A 15,561-nucleotide genomic window follows, 5' to 3' on the forward strand; every position below is an offset into this window, starting at 1 on the left:
GCGACCCATTTTAACGACCCCGACGGCCCCACCGGCGCGGGGTCCCGGTTGCGAGGCGAGCGCGGCATCACCGACCTCACCGAGACCGTAACCTCGCGCCCGTTTTGGGACGTAGTTCGGGAGGTGGGGTACCTCAAGGCGGAGGAGGTGCTGGAGGTGCTCCCGGAGGACGCCCGGGTGCTCATCCTGGGGGGCTACCTTACCGGCGTCTTCGCGTCCGAGCTGCTGGTGGAGGAGGGGTACGACGTGACCGTCCTAGACCCGGAGCCCGCCGTGGGCGACCTGCTGCCCGACGGGGTCCGATTCCGGGCCGCGCGGGTCCCCCCGCCGGGCCGCTACGACGCGGTCCTCGACTTCACCGGCCTGGGTGGGGTGGATCCGCGCTCGCTGCGGCGACTCGGCCCGGAGATCCTGGTCGTGGAGAACCCGGAGGGGAACCTCAACGATCCCCGCGTGGAGGAGCATAACGAGACCGAGGAGAGGCTGAAGGCCGGGGAGGAGTCGTACGAGCTCCGACTGATGGACGCCCCGTTCGAGGTTAAAACCTCCGGCACGTTCACCCTCTCCATCCGCGTCGTCCGGGAGGCGGCCAACCGGCTGGAGCGGCACTACGGCGTCCTCTACGCGATCCCCGGGATCGTCAACCTCGAGCGTTGGACCTTCGCGCTCAAGCGACCCAGGGAGGGCGTGGAACGGGCCAAGGAGCGGCCCGCGGTGACCGTCTCGCAGCTCCGGGGCGCCGTGGACCCGGACGAGGTGCTCGGGGAGGTCCTGGATGAGCTCCTCTTCGAGGTCCGAGAGCGTTAGCGTGGGCGAGGTGCTGGAGACGCTCGACGAGCTCGCCCCCTTCGACCGGGCCGTGAAGGGGGACGAGGTGGGCCTCGTCGGTGGGTCCGAGTCGCAGGAGGTGAGCCGCGTCCTCGTCTGCCTCGACCTCACCCCCGACCTCGCCTCAAAGGTGCCCGAGGGCACCCTGGTCGTATCCCACCACCCGGTTCCGGAGCCGCTCCGGGACGCCGGGTTCCCGATCATAGTCGCCCACTCCAACTGGGACGCCGCCCGAGGGGCCCTCGCGCTGGCCGAGTTCCTCGGCCTGGAGGATGTCGAGCGTCCCCACGACCTCGCCGCTCTGGGCTCGTTCGACGGCACCCTACCCGAGCTGTTGGACCGGGTCGCGAGGCTCGACCCGCCCGAGCTGCGCGTGGTCGAGGCCACGGTCGACGCGTCCCGGGTCCTAGTCGTCCCCGGGTTCGGTCTGTCCCGGCCCGACTTCGTGGAGCTGGCGGCCGAGGTCGGGGCCCGCGTGGTCGTGTCCGGGGACCTGACCCACCACGTCGCGCTCCGGGCTCGGCTTCTAAACGTCAGCTGCGTGGACGCCACCCACGTCGCCACCGAGCTGCCCGGGCTCCGAGAGCTGCGGAGGGAGCTTGACGAGCGGCTCCCGGTCGAGGTCGAGCTGGTCGACCCGCGCTGCCCCTGGGGGATCGAGGTTGAGGTTCAAGCGGGCCCTTCGGGAGGTGCGAATCGACCGTCATCGGGCCGATGAGAGGGCGATAGTGCGACTGCTCTCCTCGAAGGGCCCGCGCGTTCACGACCTGTTCCGGGCCGCCTTCGAGGAGCGGCTGCGGTACCGCGGGGAGCGGGTCCTGCTGACGTCCACGATCCACGTGACGAACGAGTGCCGGGTCCGGCCCAGGTGCGCGTTCTGCGGGTTCGCGGCCGGCGCGTCCCCGAAGGGGTACCACCGCCCGTTCACCAGGTCCTACGAGGAGGTGGCCGAGGCGGCGCGCGCGATCGAGCGATCCGGGATCCCGAGGGTGAGCTGCTCGGGCGCGTACCGGGGCGACGGCGGCCGGCTCGCCGTCATGGCCGCGAGGGCGGTGAAGGAGCACACCGACCTGCTCGTCCTGGTCAACTTCGGTCACGACCTGTCCCGCGAGGCGCTCCGGGAGCTCCGGGAGCTCGGTGTGGAAACCGTCTGTTGCAACCTGGAAACCATCAACCGCGGGCTCTTCGAGCGATTGAAGCCCGGGGACGACCTCGACGCCCGGATCCGGACCTGCGAGCTCGTGTGCGAGCACGGGATCGGCCTCTCCAGCGGCCTCCTGGTCGGCGTCGGCGAGTCGCGGAGGGATCGGGCCCGGCACCTGCGGTTCCTGGCCCGGTTCGAGACGCTCACGGAGATCCCGGTCATGGGGTTCCACCCGTACCCCGGGACCCCGATGGAGAACCACCCCCGGTGCCCGCTCCTGGAGCAGGCTCGGGTGATGGCGGTGGCCCGGCTGATGTACCCGGACCTGATGATCACGGCCCCGACCCCGACGATCGGTCCCGAGGAGGTGCAGGTGGCCCTGATGGCCGGGGTGGACAACCTGGCGACGGTCATCCCGGACGACCATCCGCACGAGGTCAAGGGCGTGGGGAGCCCGCGCACGGGCAACCTCGACCGCGTGATCGAGCTCATCGAGAACTTCGGGCTCAAGCCCGCACTGAGCGTGGACGAGGGTAGGCGGGCTTGCTTGACCTGCTCCGGGAAGCGTGTGAGTCCCTCGACGCAGCCCTCGAGCTGAAGCGCCGGGCGTACGAAGGCGGGCTCGACGTGGACGAACTGGTGTCGGGCCTACTGGAGCTCTCGGACCGCGAGCTGGAGGCTCTGGGGGACAACCTCCGCACCTTCCCCATGGGCTGCGACCTGATCGAGCTCGCCGTGGGACCGTGCGCGTCCGACCAACCACCGGAGATCATCCTGGCGAACGCGGAGTTGGCGGACCGAATGGGCTTCTGCCTGCACGTGTGCGCCTACGCGGTGGCCGACGCCGCCGAGCGCGCCGGGATGCGTCCCATCGAGCTCTTCCGCCGGCTCGTGGACCGCGTCCGCGTTCCCGTGGACGTGGATCACCTCGGGGCCCGCGGGCCGATGAGGTTTCCCAGGGACGTCACCGAGTGTGAGGGGACCTGCTACCTCCAGGGTCCCCCCTGCGTGGAGTGCCCCCGGGGCCGCGTTCACCGGCGGCTGGTGGACCGGGAGCGTGGGCAGGATGAGGACCCGCTCGAGTGGCTCAAGGTCGCCTCCTCCGTGTGCGTCAACGTGGCCGGGGAGGGCGGTCAGGGGGCCGAGGGTCACGCGGCGCCGCTCGAGGAGATGAGGCGGGTGGTGCGCGCCGCCCGGGAGGTGGGCGCGGGCGTCGGCGCCATCCTGCACGTGGGAGACGGGGAGGATGATCTGGCGGACGGGCTCCGAGCGGCGGTGGAGGATCTAGGGGTCGATTACCTGGCGATCGAGGGAGGACCGTTCAACCGGGCCGACGACCGGCTGACGGCCTTCCGACGGGCCGTGGTCGCGGCGCGGATCCTGGCCCCCGGCAAGGTGGTGATCACGAACGGGGCCTACCGGGACGAGCTCGCCGCCGGCCTGCGGGCCGGCCTGAACGGGGCCATCTCCGGCTTCCCCGGGAACCACCACGGGTACATGGTGGGTTACGAGCCCGGAACCGCCCGTCGCGGTAGGTTCGGGCTCCCCCGGGTGTTCGCGCTCATGAAGCGGGTCCTCGGGGACAGGTACGGTCAGACGAGCGTCCCGGCCGGTTGGAGCGAGCTAGACGGAATCGTGCGAGCCTCCCTGATGCTCGGCGAGGACCTGGTGTACCCAAACGACGTCTCCGGGATCCCCGTAGGGGACGTTCACTGGGTGTCCGCCCTGCGGTCCGGTCGGGCCAGAGAACTCGAACCCCGGGTGAGGAGCGCGCGGGAGGTCGCCCGCGAGGTTAACGGGGATACGATCGCCCTGCTAGGGGGCCGGTTCCCGGCCTGGGGCCTCGCCAAGGCGCTGGACGAGGTCGGGGTCTCGGAGATCCTCGTCAGCGACCCGGACGCGTGGGTGGAGCGGGTCACGGTGCGGCTGCTCAACGAGGAGCTGGACGCGACCGTGCACGGGATGGGAGGCGACGACCGGAGGGCCGTGGAGGAGGCGGACGAGGCCCTGGTGACCGCGGTCCTGCCCCGGGTGGCCCGGAGGATCGCGGAGCGGACGGGGGCTCGACCGGCCTGTGAGCCTCGGTAAGCTCCTGCTGCGCGCCGTCAGGGAGTCGAGCGAGGGTCGCCGGCGGGGTGACCGCGAGGAGGAGGTCCGAGCCGTCCGCGAGCGTCTCCGGACCGCCGACCGTATCGTGGTGGTCACCTCCAACCGGGAGAAGCTGGAGGCGGTCAACGAGGTTCTGCGATCGTTCGGGCTCCCGGAGGCGGAGATGCACGAGGTGCCCACCGAGATGGCGGACGCGACCCCGTGTCCCGCCCTCTTCAAGGCCCTGCTGGGCGTTCAGACCTCTGACGCCGACGTCGCGATCGCCCGGGGTCGCCTCGGGGTCCCCGGCTCCGGGGCGATGACCGTCTTCGTGGACGATCGGTGCCGCGTGCTCACGGCCGCCCTATCCCCTCCGCACGTGCTGCACGGGCTGTCCGTTCGCGAGGCCGTGAGGCGGGAGACCCGGCGGGCGCTCGAGCGGCTCGGTATGGTGCACGGGCGGCGTGATGTTACCAAGTATCATGACGACTCATCGAAGGAATAAACAGCTCACTTGATCGTTTCGCCACCCACCAAGAGAGCGAGGGGCCCTTGTTCTCCATCCCCTCTCCCGGCGATCCCGACTCCACCGAGCGCCTGCTTGACTGGTTCTCCGACGAGCCCGAGGTGACCCGGGTGTACATGGGCCTGCCGGCCCTGGGTACCGGCCGGGCCACCGTCGTCCACGTGGACGTGGACACGGTCGAGTCCGTGGCCGAGGCGTGCGACTCGCACGACGTCGACCTGGAGATCGTGATGAACCCACTCTGCACGGCGGAGGTCGTCTCGAACCGGGACGGGTTCTCCGGGTTCGAGCGTACGCTCTCCGAGCTTGACGACGCCGGGGTGGAGCACCTGGTGCTGTCGGACCCACTCCTGATCCGCGCCGCCCTCGAGCGGGGTTTCCACGTGTCCGTCTCCTGCGTCTCGGAGGTGAACACGCCCCGACGGGCCCGGTACTACGACGAGTTGGGCGTGGACGAGATCACCCTGGACACGAACGTGAACCGGCGCCTGGACGTGGTCGAGGCCATCGCGGACGAGGTCTCCGCCCGGTTGCGGATCATCGTAAACGAGGGGTGCCTGCCCGACTGCCCGTACCGGCCGTACCACTTCTGCCTGTTCTCCCACGCAACCCGCTCCGAGGCGGGGGTCATGGAGGACTCGTACTACGTCCGGTGCGTCTCGGAGCGGCTGAACAACCCGACGCTGCTGGTGCAGCAGCCGTTCGTGCGTCCGGAGGACGTGGACGAGTACCGGAGGCTGGGGGTGGACTCGTTCAAGATCGCGGGGCGCGCCAACTCGATCCGGTGGATCCGGCGCGCGGTGAGGGCGTACCTGCGGCGCCGGTACGATGGGAACCTGCTCGACATCCTGGACTGTCCCACCACGCTGCGGCACCTGGTTCACCTGGACAACCGGGAGCTCGACGGGCTGCTGGAGCGGGCCGGTCGGTGCGATCAGAGGTGCTCGGAGTGCGGGTTCTGCGAGCGGCTGGCGGAGCGGGCCGTGAGTTACCGGGGCGGGTTGACGGATGCCGGCCGGCCTGCAACCGTCGAGGCTGACTGAGGCCCGGCGGCGGGCCGAGTCGCGCCTGTCGAACTTGCTGGGGAAGCCCGTGGGCGTGCTGCAGCTGACGGTGTTCGCGATGCCGTGCGGCTGCGTGGGGGTCTCGCTGGAGACTCGGAACCTGGTCCGGGAGGACGTGGAGGTGTTCGAGTCCAAGCTCCGGGAGCTGCTGTCGTCGCTCGCGCGCGGGATCCTGGGGAAGAAGCCGAACGTGTACTACGCCCGGCTGGCACCGTCCCGGTACGACGTGGTCAGCGTGACGGGGCGGATCGCGTGCGATGAGTGCCGCAAGGAGCTGGAGGGGGCGGCCGACCTACTCACGTTCTGAGGGGTGACGCGGCTGTGCCCGGCCCAAAGGACGGGGCGGTCACGGTCGGCCGACGCGACCGGCCGCCTCCGCCCCGCCGGCTGCGTGTACCGGGCGGGTTCCGCCCGCCGTCATCGTTCTCCGGCGGGCCGCCGCGCCCGGCCGCTTCCGGGGTCGGGTCGACTCATTTAAGCGCTTTCGGGAAGAACTCCCGGCGCGCCTCCTCCAGGCTGATCCCCTTCACCCTCGCGTACGCCTTCCTCAGCGTCTCGGCCCGAACCTCGTAGTGGCCCTCCTCCCGGGCGATCTCGAGCGCCTCACGCACGACGTCCTCCAGAAGCTCGGGGTGATCATCCTCCAGCCTCTTCAGGTACCGGAGCGCCAGCGGACGGACCGTGTAATCGTCCGGGATCAGCCGCAGCGACCTCAGCCGCTCCTCCGGCCGATCGCTCATACCTCGGCGCCCTCCAGCGCCCGGGCGCACGGGCAGTTCCGCTCCTCCGGGATCCGATCGATCGCGGCTTCGATCAACCGGACCACCTGGGGCCGCAGCCGCTCGACCAGCTCGAACACCTCGTCCACCGTCCGTCGCCGCTCGTCCACCCCGGCCGCGTAGTTGGTGCAGATGCACACGGTCGCGTAGCACAGCTCGAGCTCCCGGGCGAGCACGACCTCCGGGAACCCGGTCATGCCCACGACGTCGCCGCCGAGCCGGGCGAAGGCTCGGATCTCGGCCGGCGTCTCGAACCTCGGGCCCTCGGTGGCCACGTACACCGCCCCCTCCTTGAGCTCGAGCCCGAGCTCCTCGGCCGCCTCCCGGAGCGCCCTCCGAAGCTCCGGGCAGTAGGGCTCGGTCACGTCCACGTGCACCACCTTGTCGTCATAGAAGGTGGTGGGGCGGCTCTTCGTGAAGTCCAGGAAGTCGACCGGCAGGACCAGATCCCCGGGCTCGTACTCGTCCGCGTTGATCACGCCCACCGAGTTGGTGGCCAGGATCCTCTCCACGCCCATCTCCCTGAGCGCCCAGACGATCGCCCGGTACTCGATCCGGTGCGGCGGACGCTCGTGGCCCCGCCCGTGCCTGTTGATGAAGTAGACCCTGCGGTCCCCCAGTCGGGTGATCTCCACCCGGACGCGGCCGTACGGGGTGTCGACGGTGCGGGTGCCCTCGGGGTGCCCGGGCCGGAACCCGGTGCCCCCGATCACGCCCACCCTCATGATCGATCCCGCTTCACCACCGGTTTTACCGCCGCCCTGAGGATCTCGAACGTCTCGTCCTCGTTCCACCCGGCGGTGTCGAGCACCAGGTCGTAGATGGTGAGGTCCGTGGGGTCGACGCCGTAGATCTCCCGGTACCGCTTGAGCTCGCTCCGCTCGCGCTCCCGGATTCGGCGTTTCGCCTCCTCCACCGAGATACCCTCGCGGCGCGCGATGCGCTCCGCCCGGACGTCCAGGGGTGCCTTCAACCAGATCTTAACGTCGGCCAGGTCCGGACCCTGAACGTGCTCGAGCTCGCCGGCGGCGACGAACGCGGCGAGGCGTCCCTCCAGCACCACGTCCCCCTCCTCCGCGGCCTCGCGCTGCCTCCGATCGATCTCCAGGTCGATCTCCGGGTCCTCCTCGGCGAGCCGGGAGAACTCCTCCAGGGTCATTCCCCGCTCCCTCGCCATCTCCCGGAAGATCTGGCCGGCGTACACGTGTCGGAGTCCGAAGTGTTCGGCGAGGCGGCGGGCCATGGTGGTGGTGCCGGAGCCCGGCGGGCCACCGATGGTGATGACAACGCCGATCGGGAAGCACCCCGTCTACTCCTCTGACTCCTCCTCGGCCGGCTCCGGCGGCTCCTCACCGGGCAGCGGTGGCAGCCACGGCTGCTCGCGCTTCTGCCGCCAGAACTTGTACCGGACCTTGTCCTTGATCAGCTTCCGCATGCACTCCGGGCAGAGCACGCCGCCGTAGGGTCGGTTGGGGCGCTTCTGGGTCTTCGGCGTCTTCCGGAAGTCGATGTTGCGGCCTCGGATCACGCCGTTCAGCCGCCGGCCGCAGGCGCCGCACTTGGGCCAGTTCGGGATCTTCTTCTCGAAGTGGATCACGGTGCGTCCTCCGGGCGTCCGCTTGTACACCCGCCGGCGGGATCGGGAGCGGTACCGAGGCTCGGGCACGGTTACCCACCCCCGCGCACCCGGGACACCAGCAGCTCGGCTAAAGGCTTGAGGGGAAGGGAGACGACGGTTGCGCACAGGATGTACCAGCCCACGGGACCGATCTCACGCCCCACGAGGGGCACGTAAAAGGGGAGCTTGAGCGTCCAGTGCGCGAGCCGGTACTCGAGCGTGTAGATGATCACGATGATGGGCGGGAACGTGATCAACATGGCCTTGAGGTTCTTCATCATGACCCGGGACTGGATCTCGAACGTCTCCTGCGCGTGGTTCCGGATCCGCTCCTCCAGCTCTCGAACGCGCTCCAGGTCCCCCAGCATCTTGGCCTTCTCGAGCTCCCGCTGGTATTTTTTAACCTCGTTCACCTTCGATTGGATCCGCTCCAGCTCCTCCCGGCCGATGACGAGCTCGTACACCACGTCGATGAAGAAGATGACTATGGCGGCCGCGACGAGCATGCCCAGGGCCGGGCCGAAGTACCGGAGGAAGGGGTCCACGAGCGGGTAGAAGTGTCGGGCGAGGGCGCCCCAGTCCACGGGCACCACCCTACAGGGACCGGACGGACTCGACGAACTCCCTCACGGCCCGGTCGAGCTCTCCGTCGTGGTTCTCGATGATCTTCACCGTGGCCCCCGTCTTGGCCGCGTAGGCGAACGCGGCCATCCGGTTCACCTCCTGGTGCTCCTCGATCTCGTGCGCCCGGTCGTAGTCTCGCTGCCGCTCCTCCGCGTCCTTGATCCGCCTCATCATGATCTCGTCCGGGTCCGCCTCGATGAGCACGATCATGTCCGGGTCCAGCTCCTCCAGCACCCACTCCGGCAGTCCCGGCAGGTACCCGGCCGGCGTCTTGATCGTGCAGTGGGTGTCGACGACGACGCCCTCCCGCTCCTCCGCCATCTCCGCGATCCTCCGGGCGGCGAGCCGCTGGATCTCCCGCTGCTTTTCGGCCGGCAGCTTCCGGATCTCGTCCCGGTGCTCGACGAGGCCCTCCTCCCGGGCGATCTCCAGCATCACGTCCCCGTAGTTCACGTGCTCGAAGCCCTCCAGCTCCTCGACCGCCCGCTTCGTGACCGTCGTCGCGCCCACGCCCGGCACGCCCGTCGCGATCACCACCTTACCCATCGGGGGCACCCCCTACCGCAGGGTTCGCTCCAGGAACTTCCTCACCACCGGGTGAGCCTCCATCAGCCGCTCCTGCTTGATCTCTTCATACATGTTGTACAGGATGGACACGGTCAGCAGGACGCCCGTACCACCACCCAGGGCCCCCAGCAGGTCCGCACCCGCCGCCAGCAGCCCGACGAAGGCGCCACCCATCACGGTCACCGGGTAGATGTAGCGCCGCAGTCGCTTCTCCAGCACGCGCACGTCCCGACGGAAGCCCGGGATGTGAAGCCCGGCCCGGTGCAGGTGCTCGGCGATGTCCTTCGGGCCCATGCCCGTCAGCTCGACCCACAGGACGGCGAAGAACGTGGAGGTCACGACCATCGCGATCGTGTACCCGAGCGCCTGCAGCGGGTCGGAGAGCGTCTTCACGATGCTGTTGGGCGGCGAGAGGTAGTACACCAGGCCGGAGACGGGCTGGCCGCGCGGGTCCAGCTTGCCGAGGATGGGAACGCCCATCCGCTGGAAGGCGAGCGCCCAGAGTCGGATGTTCATGAACAGCGCCGTCGCCAGGATCACGGGGATGTTGGACGTGTAGAGCAGGCGGACCGGGAACCGGCCCCGGGCGCCCCGGATCCCGGAGAACGCGATCGGGATCTCGACCCGCATGCCCTCCACGTACAGGACGACGAAGAACGTGATCAGCGCGCCTAGCACGGGGGCCAGCAGGGTCCAGTCGGGCGAGCCCTGCAGCGCGGTCTGCAGGAACGCCCACAGGGCGCCCGCCGGTCGTCCCGGCTGCTGCGGGCTGGGGAGCGGGTTGAACGTTCCGATCACGATCTGGGAGGACACGCCCGCGACGATGAACAGGCCCACGCCCGAGCCGATTCCCCACTTGCTCACGACCTCGTCCAGGAAGATCACGAGGATGCCGCCGAGCGCGAGCTGCAGGATGAGCAGGATCTCGAGCAGCAGACTGGGCTCAGCCGGGGGCACGGCCCCGCTGAACACCATCATGGCGCCCTCGAAGAAGCAGAGCAGGATGGCCAGGAACTTCTGCAGGGATTGAAACAGGCGCCGGTCCTCCGGGTCCGTGAGGTCCAGCTTGAGGAGGTCACCGCCGACGAGCAGCTGCAGCAGGATGGAGGCGGTCACGATCGGCCCGATACCCAGGGTGAGCAGGGACCCGAAGCTGCCCGCCATGACGGCCCTCAGGTTCGCGAAGTAATCCACGGCCTGCGGGGCCATCCCGTACAGGGGGATCTCGCACAGGACGAAGTACGCCAGGAGCGGGAGTCCGGTGTACTTGAACAGCTTCTCGTTGAACGGGACGTGCCTCTTCGGCACCTTCACCTCCGGCATGCGCTCGAGGATCGGCCGGAGCCGCTCCAGCCACTCCTCGGACAACGCTTACCACCCAGGGGCGGCTTTTTAGAGAAAAAAATGAGGGCGCTACGCCTCGGCCTCCTCCTCGGACCCGCCGGACTCGAGCGTCACCGCCTCACCACCGGCCTCCTCCAGCTTCTCCACGGCCCGGTCCGTGAACTCCGGGGCCTTGACGACGAGAGGCCGCTTGACCTGACCGCCGCCCAACACCTTGTCGAACGGGCCGCCGAACCGCTTCATCCGCTCGTCGGTGACGTCGATGACGATCCTCTCGTCCTCCTTCTCCGCGATCCCCTCCTCGAGCAGCCGATCTGCCAGGGCGTCCAGGTCGCCCACGTTGATCGTGTTGGGTTCCCGCACGACCTTCGGGGGCCGGTTGAACCCGTGCTTCCCGAAGTGATCCGGCATGTATTTGATCACGTGGAACCACTTGTGCTTGTGTGAACCCGCCATTCCTCGGCCTCCTCGGTTGCCGGCCCCGCTTCGATTCCGGTGGTGTCCGCCACCGTGCGTGCGCGACCCGCGGTACTTCTTCGGCGACTTCTTCCTCCGGCGAACGACCATGGTCGGGCTCCCCCTAGATCATCCTCATCAGCAGGTCGTTGATGTGCTCACCCCGGTACCCCAGCGCACCCCCGAGCACGAACGGCTTCTTGATCCCGCCGCGCTCGTAACCGCCACGCGGCGGGTGCAGGCGGAAGAACGGCTTCAGCCCCGGGATGTCGTCCAGCTCGGCCTCGAAGTTGCAGTACGCCTCCGCGAACTCGTCGATACCGTCGTAGTCCGTGTGCTCGGCGACGTACTCGTCCGTCACGGGCTTACCGCCCTCCAGCTCGCCCCGCTTCCGGAGCAGCTCGGCCACGACCTCCGGCCTGACCTCGCCCCAGGTCACGTAGTCCTTGATCTTCTGCAGCATGCCCAGGTAGCTGGGTCGGTCGTCGATGAGCACGCACCAGTTCCGCCGCAGCAGCTTGAGCATCCGCATGGTATCCTCGATGTCGTACCGCACCCCGACCCGACCGCGAACCCGAACCACCGCGAGGCGCTTCGTGGCGCGCTCGTACTCCCGGGCGTCCGGGCTGACCTTGACGCCCTCACCCGTCTCCGCGCGCTTCCTCGCCGCCTCGCTCGCGGTCTCCGGCTTCTCCAGCTCCACCCGACCGGTGGGCACCTTGCCGGCCTCCGCCACCGTTTACGCCCCCTCCTCGGCGCTGCCGCTCACGATGCCGAGGCGCTCCGCCTCCTCGGGCCGCATCCGCATGTAGATCAGGTTCCGCAGCGCGTCGAACGTGGCCTTCGCGAAGTTGATCGTCGTCCGCGTCTCACCCTTACCCTTGCCGCCCGTGGTCCTCGTCCACACGTCCTCGATGCCCGCCATCTCGAGCACCTTCTGCGCCGCCTCGCCCGCCACCAGGCCCGTGCCCCGTGGGGCGGGCTTCAGCGTGATCCGGACGCTACCGCACTTGCCCGTGACCTCGAACGGCACGGAGTGCGGTCGACCGCACCCGCACTCCCAGCTACCGCACCCGCGCCGCACCTTGATGATGTTCAGCTTGGCCCGGTCGATCGCGGCCCGGATCGCCGGACCCACCTCACGGGCCTTGCCCTGACCCACGCCGACGTACCCGTCCTTGTTCCCCACCACGACCGTCACGCGGAACCGAACCCGCCGACCGGACTTGTGCATCTTCTGGACCATGTTGACGTCCAACACCTCCTCCTCCAGGTCCGGCAGCAGCCAGTCCACGATCTCCGGCTCCATGATCCGCCAGCCTTGGGCCAGCACCTCGTCGATCGTCTTGATCTCGCCCTCCTTCACCATCTGACCCAGCTTCGTCTTGGGCTCCCACTCCTCCAGGCTCCTGGGGGCGCCCACGGCTCACACCCCCGACCGACTTTACGATCCGGAGCCGACCTCCTCCTCGATTTTAGCCTTCACCTCCTCGAAGTGCTCCGGCAGCTCCTCCGGCCGCAGCCCCCGCTCCAGGTACTTGGAGAACCGTCGCTCGTACTCCTCCGGGTCCTCCTCCCGGATCTGCCGGGCCAGGTTGGCGATGTGCTCGCCCCGGATCCGGTCCTCCGGAGGCAGCACCTCCTCCCCGTGCGGCACCTCCAGGCCCGCGTCGAGCGCCCCCTTCAGGATCGCGAAGACCCGGGCTCCCCGGACGGGACGGTGCAGCCCGATGTCCAGGACCGCCCGCTCGATCCCCCGGTTCAGGGCACGAAGTCCGCAGAGGTATCCCGTCAGGTATGCGGCCGGCGTGTTACCGCAGTGGCCCTTCCACCCGAACTTGTTCCGGAGCTCGATGGAGTGAGCCGAGGCCAGCGTCACGTCTCCCTGCGGGGCGTAGTCGATGATCTGGGCGATGTTGTGGTTCAGCGTCTTCCGAGCCACCAGCCGCGGGGCGTCGGCCTTCAGCAGCTCCCGCCGCTTGTAGTAGTTGGTCTTGCCCTCCCGGCGCCGACGGAACGGTACCCGGTAGCGCGGCCCGGTCGCCATCGGAAATCACCTCCGTTTCACTTCTTCCACAGATCGTTTTCCTCTATGTACTGGAGCAGGTGAGAGGTGTCTCGGAAGTACCCGCCCTTGGCCATCAGGTACAGCTTCCGGTACGTGCTCCGGTCGATCTTGCCCGAGTCTCGCAGCTCCCGCAGCTTGCGTCGGATCGGCCGGATCCGCTGGATCCAGAGCCGCTTCTTCGGCATCCGGGCGCCCTTCGCGCCCTTCCGGCGACCCGGTCCACGCCTCCTCCCCTTCTTCTTCTGCTCGTGCCGCTTCCGGGCGCGCACGCGGGACTGTCCCTTGATCGGCTTCTTCCGAATCGCGCCCTCCTTGATGAGGCGTCGGATGTCCTCCCGGGTCTGCGCCTGCGCGACCTCGTCCAGCCGGTCCGGGTCGATCCACACGCGGTGCACGCCGCACTTCAGGATCTCCGCGGCCATCCTGCGCTGAGGCCTGAGGTTCAACGCGAGCTCCCCCCGGCCGCGGATCCCCGAGGAACGCGGCGGCTCCGCGAGTGGAATTAGAAAGTTTCCCGACCCTGGAGCGAGCCCCTTAGGATCAGGCTCCGCAGCCGCCTTACCTCATCCTCCTCCAACCGCCGGACCTCCAGCTTCTCCTCGTTCTCCGGGACGATGGCCGAGTGACCGTAGGGATCCTTCAGCACGAGGGTGATCTCATCCTCCCCGGACAGCGCGGCCTCGATCCGGTCCAGGATCTCCCGGGCCCGCTCCCGGGCCTCCTCTCGGTCCGCCCACTTCGCCGCCATCCGCACGTGCGCCTTGATCCGGCGCAGGACCCCCTCCACGTTCGACACGAACCCTTCGGCGGCTGGCCCCGGCCGAACCTTGACCCCCAGCTCCGGGATCTCCAGGAAGCCGGAGGGCGACCGGATCACGCGAACCTTGACGTCGTCCGGGGAGTTCACCCGGTACCGGTACTCCGCCGGATCGCGCTCCTCCAGGCACATCACGTCGGAGATCCGGTACCCGCACGCCTCGCACTGGATGAACTGCTCCAGCACCCGGCCGAAGTGCGGGATCTCGTCCACCCTCCCGTAAACCCGCAGCGCCTTCCGACCGCAAACCGGACACTCCTGGTCGGACACCTCCATTTGGTACCGGAACGACTCACCGTCACCCTCCTCGGACCCGCCGCCCTCACCATCCGGCTTCTCGCTCAATCCCGGTCACTCCCCGGCTCGATCTCCTCCACCTCGATCCCCGCCTCCTTAAGCGCCTCCAGCGCCCGCTTCAGCGCCTTCTCGTCCGGCGCCGTGACCCGGTGGTAGTGCACGTCGTCCGAGGCCGAGTGCAGGTGCTCGAAATAGTCCCGGCTCTCCTCCCGATCCAGGATCTCCCGCCACTCGTCCACGGGGTCCCGGTGGAACGTGACCTTGAGCACGTCCCGCTTGCCGGGGATGGGGAAGCCGACGTCCATCATCCTGCAGTTGTGCTCGCGCAGGATCCTCGCCTCCTTGATCGAGTCCTCGATCGGGTGCACGGACCGAATCAGCCGGGTGACCTTGCGGACGACGGCCATCACCTCCTGCACGGTCCGCTCGATCTCGTCGTTCTTGATCACCGGGATCCCGTGCTCCTCCGCGGCCTCGATCAGGAAGTCGTGGATCACTCGAATTTGCCGGAAGTACTCCAGGTGCCGGCCGCCGCGCCCCTTCTCCATGGCCCGCTTGACGAACCGCTCCCGGTGCTCGTCCTCGTCCGCGTACAGGATCACCATGTGCACGTCCGCGTACGGGTAATCGTCCGGCGAGATAAGGCCCGGCACGATGTGCACGCCCTCGATGACGAGGTCGCTCGCGTCCTCCACGGCCCGCTTGATCACCATGTCGATGGCCGGCTTGACCATGGATGCGTGGTCCAGGAAGCCCGCGATCACGCGGTCCTCGAACTCCTCGGGGATCATGTGGCTCGGGATCCGGAGCGCACGGTACGCGTTGTACGAGGACATGTGGAGGGTCGGCGCGTACTCCTCGTCGATCGCCCCGCGCAGCACCTCCCGGAGGTGATCCGTCTCGATCAGGTGGGTGATGTCCAACCGGCGCGCGACCTCGCGAGCGATCGTGGACGTGCCCACGCCGGACGCGCCGCCGATCAGGACGATCGTGGGCTTGGCCAACGCTTACCCCCTCTTCTCGATCTCAACGTTGTCCGAAGTGACCAGGACGACCGTGTCGCGGATGACGCCTATAAACCCACCCAGCCCGATCGCGGTGCGCTTAAGCTCCCGAACCGCCCGCTCGTGCTCGCCACGCCTCATCAGCGGGCCCAGGTCCAGGATCAGCACGTTGCCGTCGTACAGCTCCTCGATCAACTCGTCCAACTCCGAGGCGTCGGTCACGCGCGAGACCACGATCTTGAGAGTCGGCTCCCTCTCCTCCTCCAGATCCGGGGGCAGCGGCTCGGCCTCCTGATCCTCCGACCCGGTCAGGAGGCGCCGCAGGAGGCGGAACAAC

General features: G+C 68.8%; 22 protein-coding genes. 7 read left to right on the forward strand and 15 right to left on the reverse strand.

Features of this window, described 5'->3' with window-relative positions; all coding sequences use genetic code 11:
- Positions 1 to 48: 48 nt before the first annotated feature.
- Genes ACXJJV_RS04920 through ACXJJV_RS04950 form a run of 7 tightly spaced genes read left to right on the forward strand, consistent with a single transcriptional unit; the run spans position 49 to position 5,957 of the window.
- Positions 49 to 807, forward strand: coding sequence for an SAM-dependent methyltransferase HcgC family protein (locus tag ACXJJV_RS04920; RefSeq protein ID WP_456467065.1), 759 nt, complete (start codon positions 49 to 51; stop codon positions 805 to 807).
- Positions 776 to 1,546, forward strand: coding sequence for a Nif3-like dinuclear metal center hexameric protein (locus ACXJJV_RS04925; RefSeq protein ID WP_456467066.1), 771 nt, complete (start codon positions 776 to 778; stop codon positions 1,544 to 1,546). Before ACXJJV_RS04920 ends, ACXJJV_RS04925 begins: the two co-directional genes overlap by 32 nt.
- On the forward strand, positions 1,491 to 2,570 hold the full coding sequence (gene hmdB / locus ACXJJV_RS04930; protein ID WP_456467067.1) for a 5,10-methenyltetrahydromethanopterin hydrogenase cofactor biosynthesis protein HmdB: 1,080 nt from the start codon (positions 1,491 to 1,493) through the stop codon (positions 2,568 to 2,570). Before ACXJJV_RS04925 ends, hmdB begins: the two co-directional genes overlap by 56 nt.
- Positions 2,516 to 4,060 carry a 5,10-methenyltetrahydromethanopterin hydrogenase cofactor biosynthesis protein HmdC gene (gene hmdC / locus ACXJJV_RS04935; RefSeq protein ID WP_456467068.1) on the forward strand — a complete coding sequence of 515 codons (1,545 nt, stop codon included), beginning with the start codon at positions 2,516 to 2,518 and terminating at the stop codon, positions 4,058 to 4,060. Before hmdB ends, hmdC begins: the two co-directional genes overlap by 55 nt.
- A complete protein-coding gene (locus ACXJJV_RS04940) occupies positions 4,047 to 4,565 on the forward strand; it encodes a FeGP cofactor biosynthesis guanylyltransferase HcgB family protein (RefSeq protein WP_456467069.1) in 519 nt (172 codons plus the stop codon). Before hmdC ends, ACXJJV_RS04940 begins: the two co-directional genes overlap by 14 nt.
- 47 nt (positions 4,566 to 4,612) lie before the next feature.
- Positions 4,613 to 5,629, forward strand: a complete 1,017-nt coding sequence (locus ACXJJV_RS04945; RefSeq protein WP_456467070.1) for a U32 family peptidase — start codon at positions 4,613 to 4,615, stop codon at positions 5,627 to 5,629.
- Positions 5,595 to 5,957 (forward strand): DUF5402 family protein, encoded by a 363-nt coding sequence (locus tag ACXJJV_RS04950; RefSeq protein WP_456467071.1) that lies wholly within the window; start codon positions 5,595 to 5,597, stop codon positions 5,955 to 5,957. Before ACXJJV_RS04945 ends, ACXJJV_RS04950 begins: the two co-directional genes overlap by 35 nt.
- Positions 5,958 to 6,120: 163 nt before the next feature.
- Here ACXJJV_RS04950 and ACXJJV_RS04955 read toward each other — a convergent pair whose 3' ends face one another.
- The 15 genes from ACXJJV_RS04955 to sepF all read right to left on the reverse strand — a co-directional run bounded on the left by ACXJJV_RS04955 (position 6,121) and on the right by sepF (position 15,560).
- The gene (locus ACXJJV_RS04955; protein WP_456467072.1) at positions 6,121 to 6,390 is read right to left on the reverse strand and encodes a hypothetical protein; all 270 of its coding nucleotides are present in this window, start codon (positions 6,388 to 6,390) and stop codon (positions 6,121 to 6,123) included.
- Complete coding sequence (locus ACXJJV_RS04960; protein ID WP_456467107.1) at positions 6,387 to 7,157, reverse strand: S-methyl-5'-thioinosine phosphorylase; 771 nt, start codon at positions 7,155 to 7,157, stop codon at positions 6,387 to 6,389. The genes ACXJJV_RS04955 and ACXJJV_RS04960 overlap by 4 nt, the downstream gene beginning before the upstream one ends.
- A complete protein-coding gene (cmk, locus tag ACXJJV_RS04965; RefSeq protein ID WP_456467108.1) occupies positions 7,151 to 7,723 on the reverse strand; it encodes a (d)CMP kinase in 573 nt (190 codons plus the stop codon). The genes ACXJJV_RS04960 and cmk overlap by 7 nt, the downstream gene beginning before the upstream one ends.
- Positions 7,724 to 7,738: 15 nt before the next feature.
- Positions 7,739 to 8,095: a 50S ribosomal protein L34e gene (locus tag ACXJJV_RS04970; RefSeq protein ID WP_456467073.1), complete on the reverse strand. Its 357-nt coding sequence runs from the start codon at positions 8,093 to 8,095 to the stop codon at positions 7,739 to 7,741.
- A gap of 2 nt (positions 8,096 to 8,097) precedes the next feature.
- Positions 8,098 to 8,637 (reverse strand): EMC3/TMCO1 family protein, encoded by a 540-nt coding sequence (locus ACXJJV_RS04975; RefSeq protein ID WP_456467074.1) that lies wholly within the window; start codon positions 8,635 to 8,637, stop codon positions 8,098 to 8,100.
- A gap of 4 nt (positions 8,638 to 8,641) precedes the next feature.
- The gene (locus ACXJJV_RS04980) at positions 8,642 to 9,217 is read right to left on the reverse strand and encodes an adenylate kinase (RefSeq protein WP_456467075.1); all 576 of its coding nucleotides are present in this window, start codon (positions 9,215 to 9,217) and stop codon (positions 8,642 to 8,644) included.
- A gap of 12 nt (positions 9,218 to 9,229) precedes the next feature.
- Positions 9,230 to 10,606, reverse strand: a complete 1,377-nt coding sequence (gene secY, locus ACXJJV_RS04985) for a preprotein translocase subunit SecY (protein WP_456467076.1) — start codon at positions 10,604 to 10,606, stop codon at positions 9,230 to 9,232.
- A 45-nt stretch (positions 10,607 to 10,651) separates the two neighbouring features.
- A complete protein-coding gene (locus tag ACXJJV_RS04990; RefSeq protein ID WP_456467077.1) occupies positions 10,652 to 11,038 on the reverse strand; it encodes an uL15m family ribosomal protein in 387 nt (128 codons plus the stop codon).
- A gap of 124 nt (positions 11,039 to 11,162) precedes the next feature.
- Complete coding sequence (locus tag ACXJJV_RS04995; protein ID WP_456467109.1) at positions 11,163 to 11,621, reverse strand: 50S ribosomal protein L30; 459 nt, start codon at positions 11,619 to 11,621, stop codon at positions 11,163 to 11,165.
- Between the two features lie 156 nt (positions 11,622 to 11,777).
- On the reverse strand, positions 11,778 to 12,461 hold the full coding sequence (locus ACXJJV_RS05000; RefSeq protein ID WP_456467078.1) for a 30S ribosomal protein S5: 684 nt from the start codon (positions 12,459 to 12,461) through the stop codon (positions 11,778 to 11,780).
- Positions 12,462 to 12,482: 21 nt separating this feature from the next.
- Positions 12,483 to 13,085 carry a 50S ribosomal protein L18 gene (locus ACXJJV_RS05005; protein ID WP_456467079.1) on the reverse strand — a complete coding sequence of 201 codons (603 nt, stop codon included), beginning with the start codon at positions 13,083 to 13,085 and terminating at the stop codon, positions 12,483 to 12,485.
- 17 nt (positions 13,086 to 13,102) lie between these two features.
- Entirely contained in the window at positions 13,103 to 13,552 is a 450-nt protein-coding gene (locus ACXJJV_RS05010; RefSeq protein ID WP_456467080.1) for a 50S ribosomal protein L19e, read from the reverse strand.
- 56 nt (positions 13,553 to 13,608) lie between these two features.
- The gene (locus ACXJJV_RS05015) at positions 13,609 to 14,268 is read right to left on the reverse strand and encodes a ZPR1 zinc finger domain-containing protein (RefSeq protein ID WP_456467081.1); all 660 of its coding nucleotides are present in this window, start codon (positions 14,266 to 14,268) and stop codon (positions 13,609 to 13,611) included.
- A complete protein-coding gene (locus ACXJJV_RS05020) occupies positions 14,265 to 15,224 on the reverse strand; it encodes a 3H domain-containing protein (RefSeq protein WP_456467082.1) in 960 nt (319 codons plus the stop codon). The genes ACXJJV_RS05015 and ACXJJV_RS05020 overlap by 4 nt, the downstream gene beginning before the upstream one ends.
- Positions 15,225 to 15,227: 3 nt before the next feature.
- Positions 15,228 to 15,560 (reverse strand): cell division protein SepF, encoded by a 333-nt coding sequence (gene sepF / locus ACXJJV_RS05025; RefSeq protein ID WP_456467083.1) that lies wholly within the window; start codon positions 15,558 to 15,560, stop codon positions 15,228 to 15,230.
- Between the last annotated feature and the right edge of the window lies 1 nt (position 15,561).

It is taken from the genome of Methanopyrus sp. (genome assembly GCF_053997775.1).

Bases quoted from the DNA above. Each gene is read 5' to 3' on its own strand.
- ACXJJV_RS04925 (WP_456467066.1), top strand. From the start codon at position 776: ATGAGCTCCTCTTCGAGGTCCGAGAGCGTTAGCGTGGGCGAGGTGCTG.
- ACXJJV_RS04950 (WP_456467071.1), top strand. From the start codon at position 5,595: ATGCCGGCCGGCCTGCAACCGTCGAGGCTGACTGAGGCCCGGCGGCGG.
- ACXJJV_RS04955 (WP_456467072.1), bottom strand. From the start codon at position 6,390: ATGAGCGATCGGCCGGAGGAGCGGCTGAGGTCGCTGCGGCTGATCCCG.
- ACXJJV_RS04980 (WP_456467075.1), bottom strand. From the start codon at position 9,217: ATGGGTAAGGTGGTGATCGCGACGGGCGTGCCGGGCGTGGGCGCGACG.
- ACXJJV_RS04990 (WP_456467077.1), bottom strand. From the start codon at position 11,038: ATGGCGGGTTCACACAAGCACAAGTGGTTCCACGTGATCAAATACATG.
- ACXJJV_RS05005 (WP_456467079.1), bottom strand. From the start codon at position 13,085: ATGGCGACCGGGCCGCGCTACCGGGTACCGTTCCGTCGGCGCCGGGAG.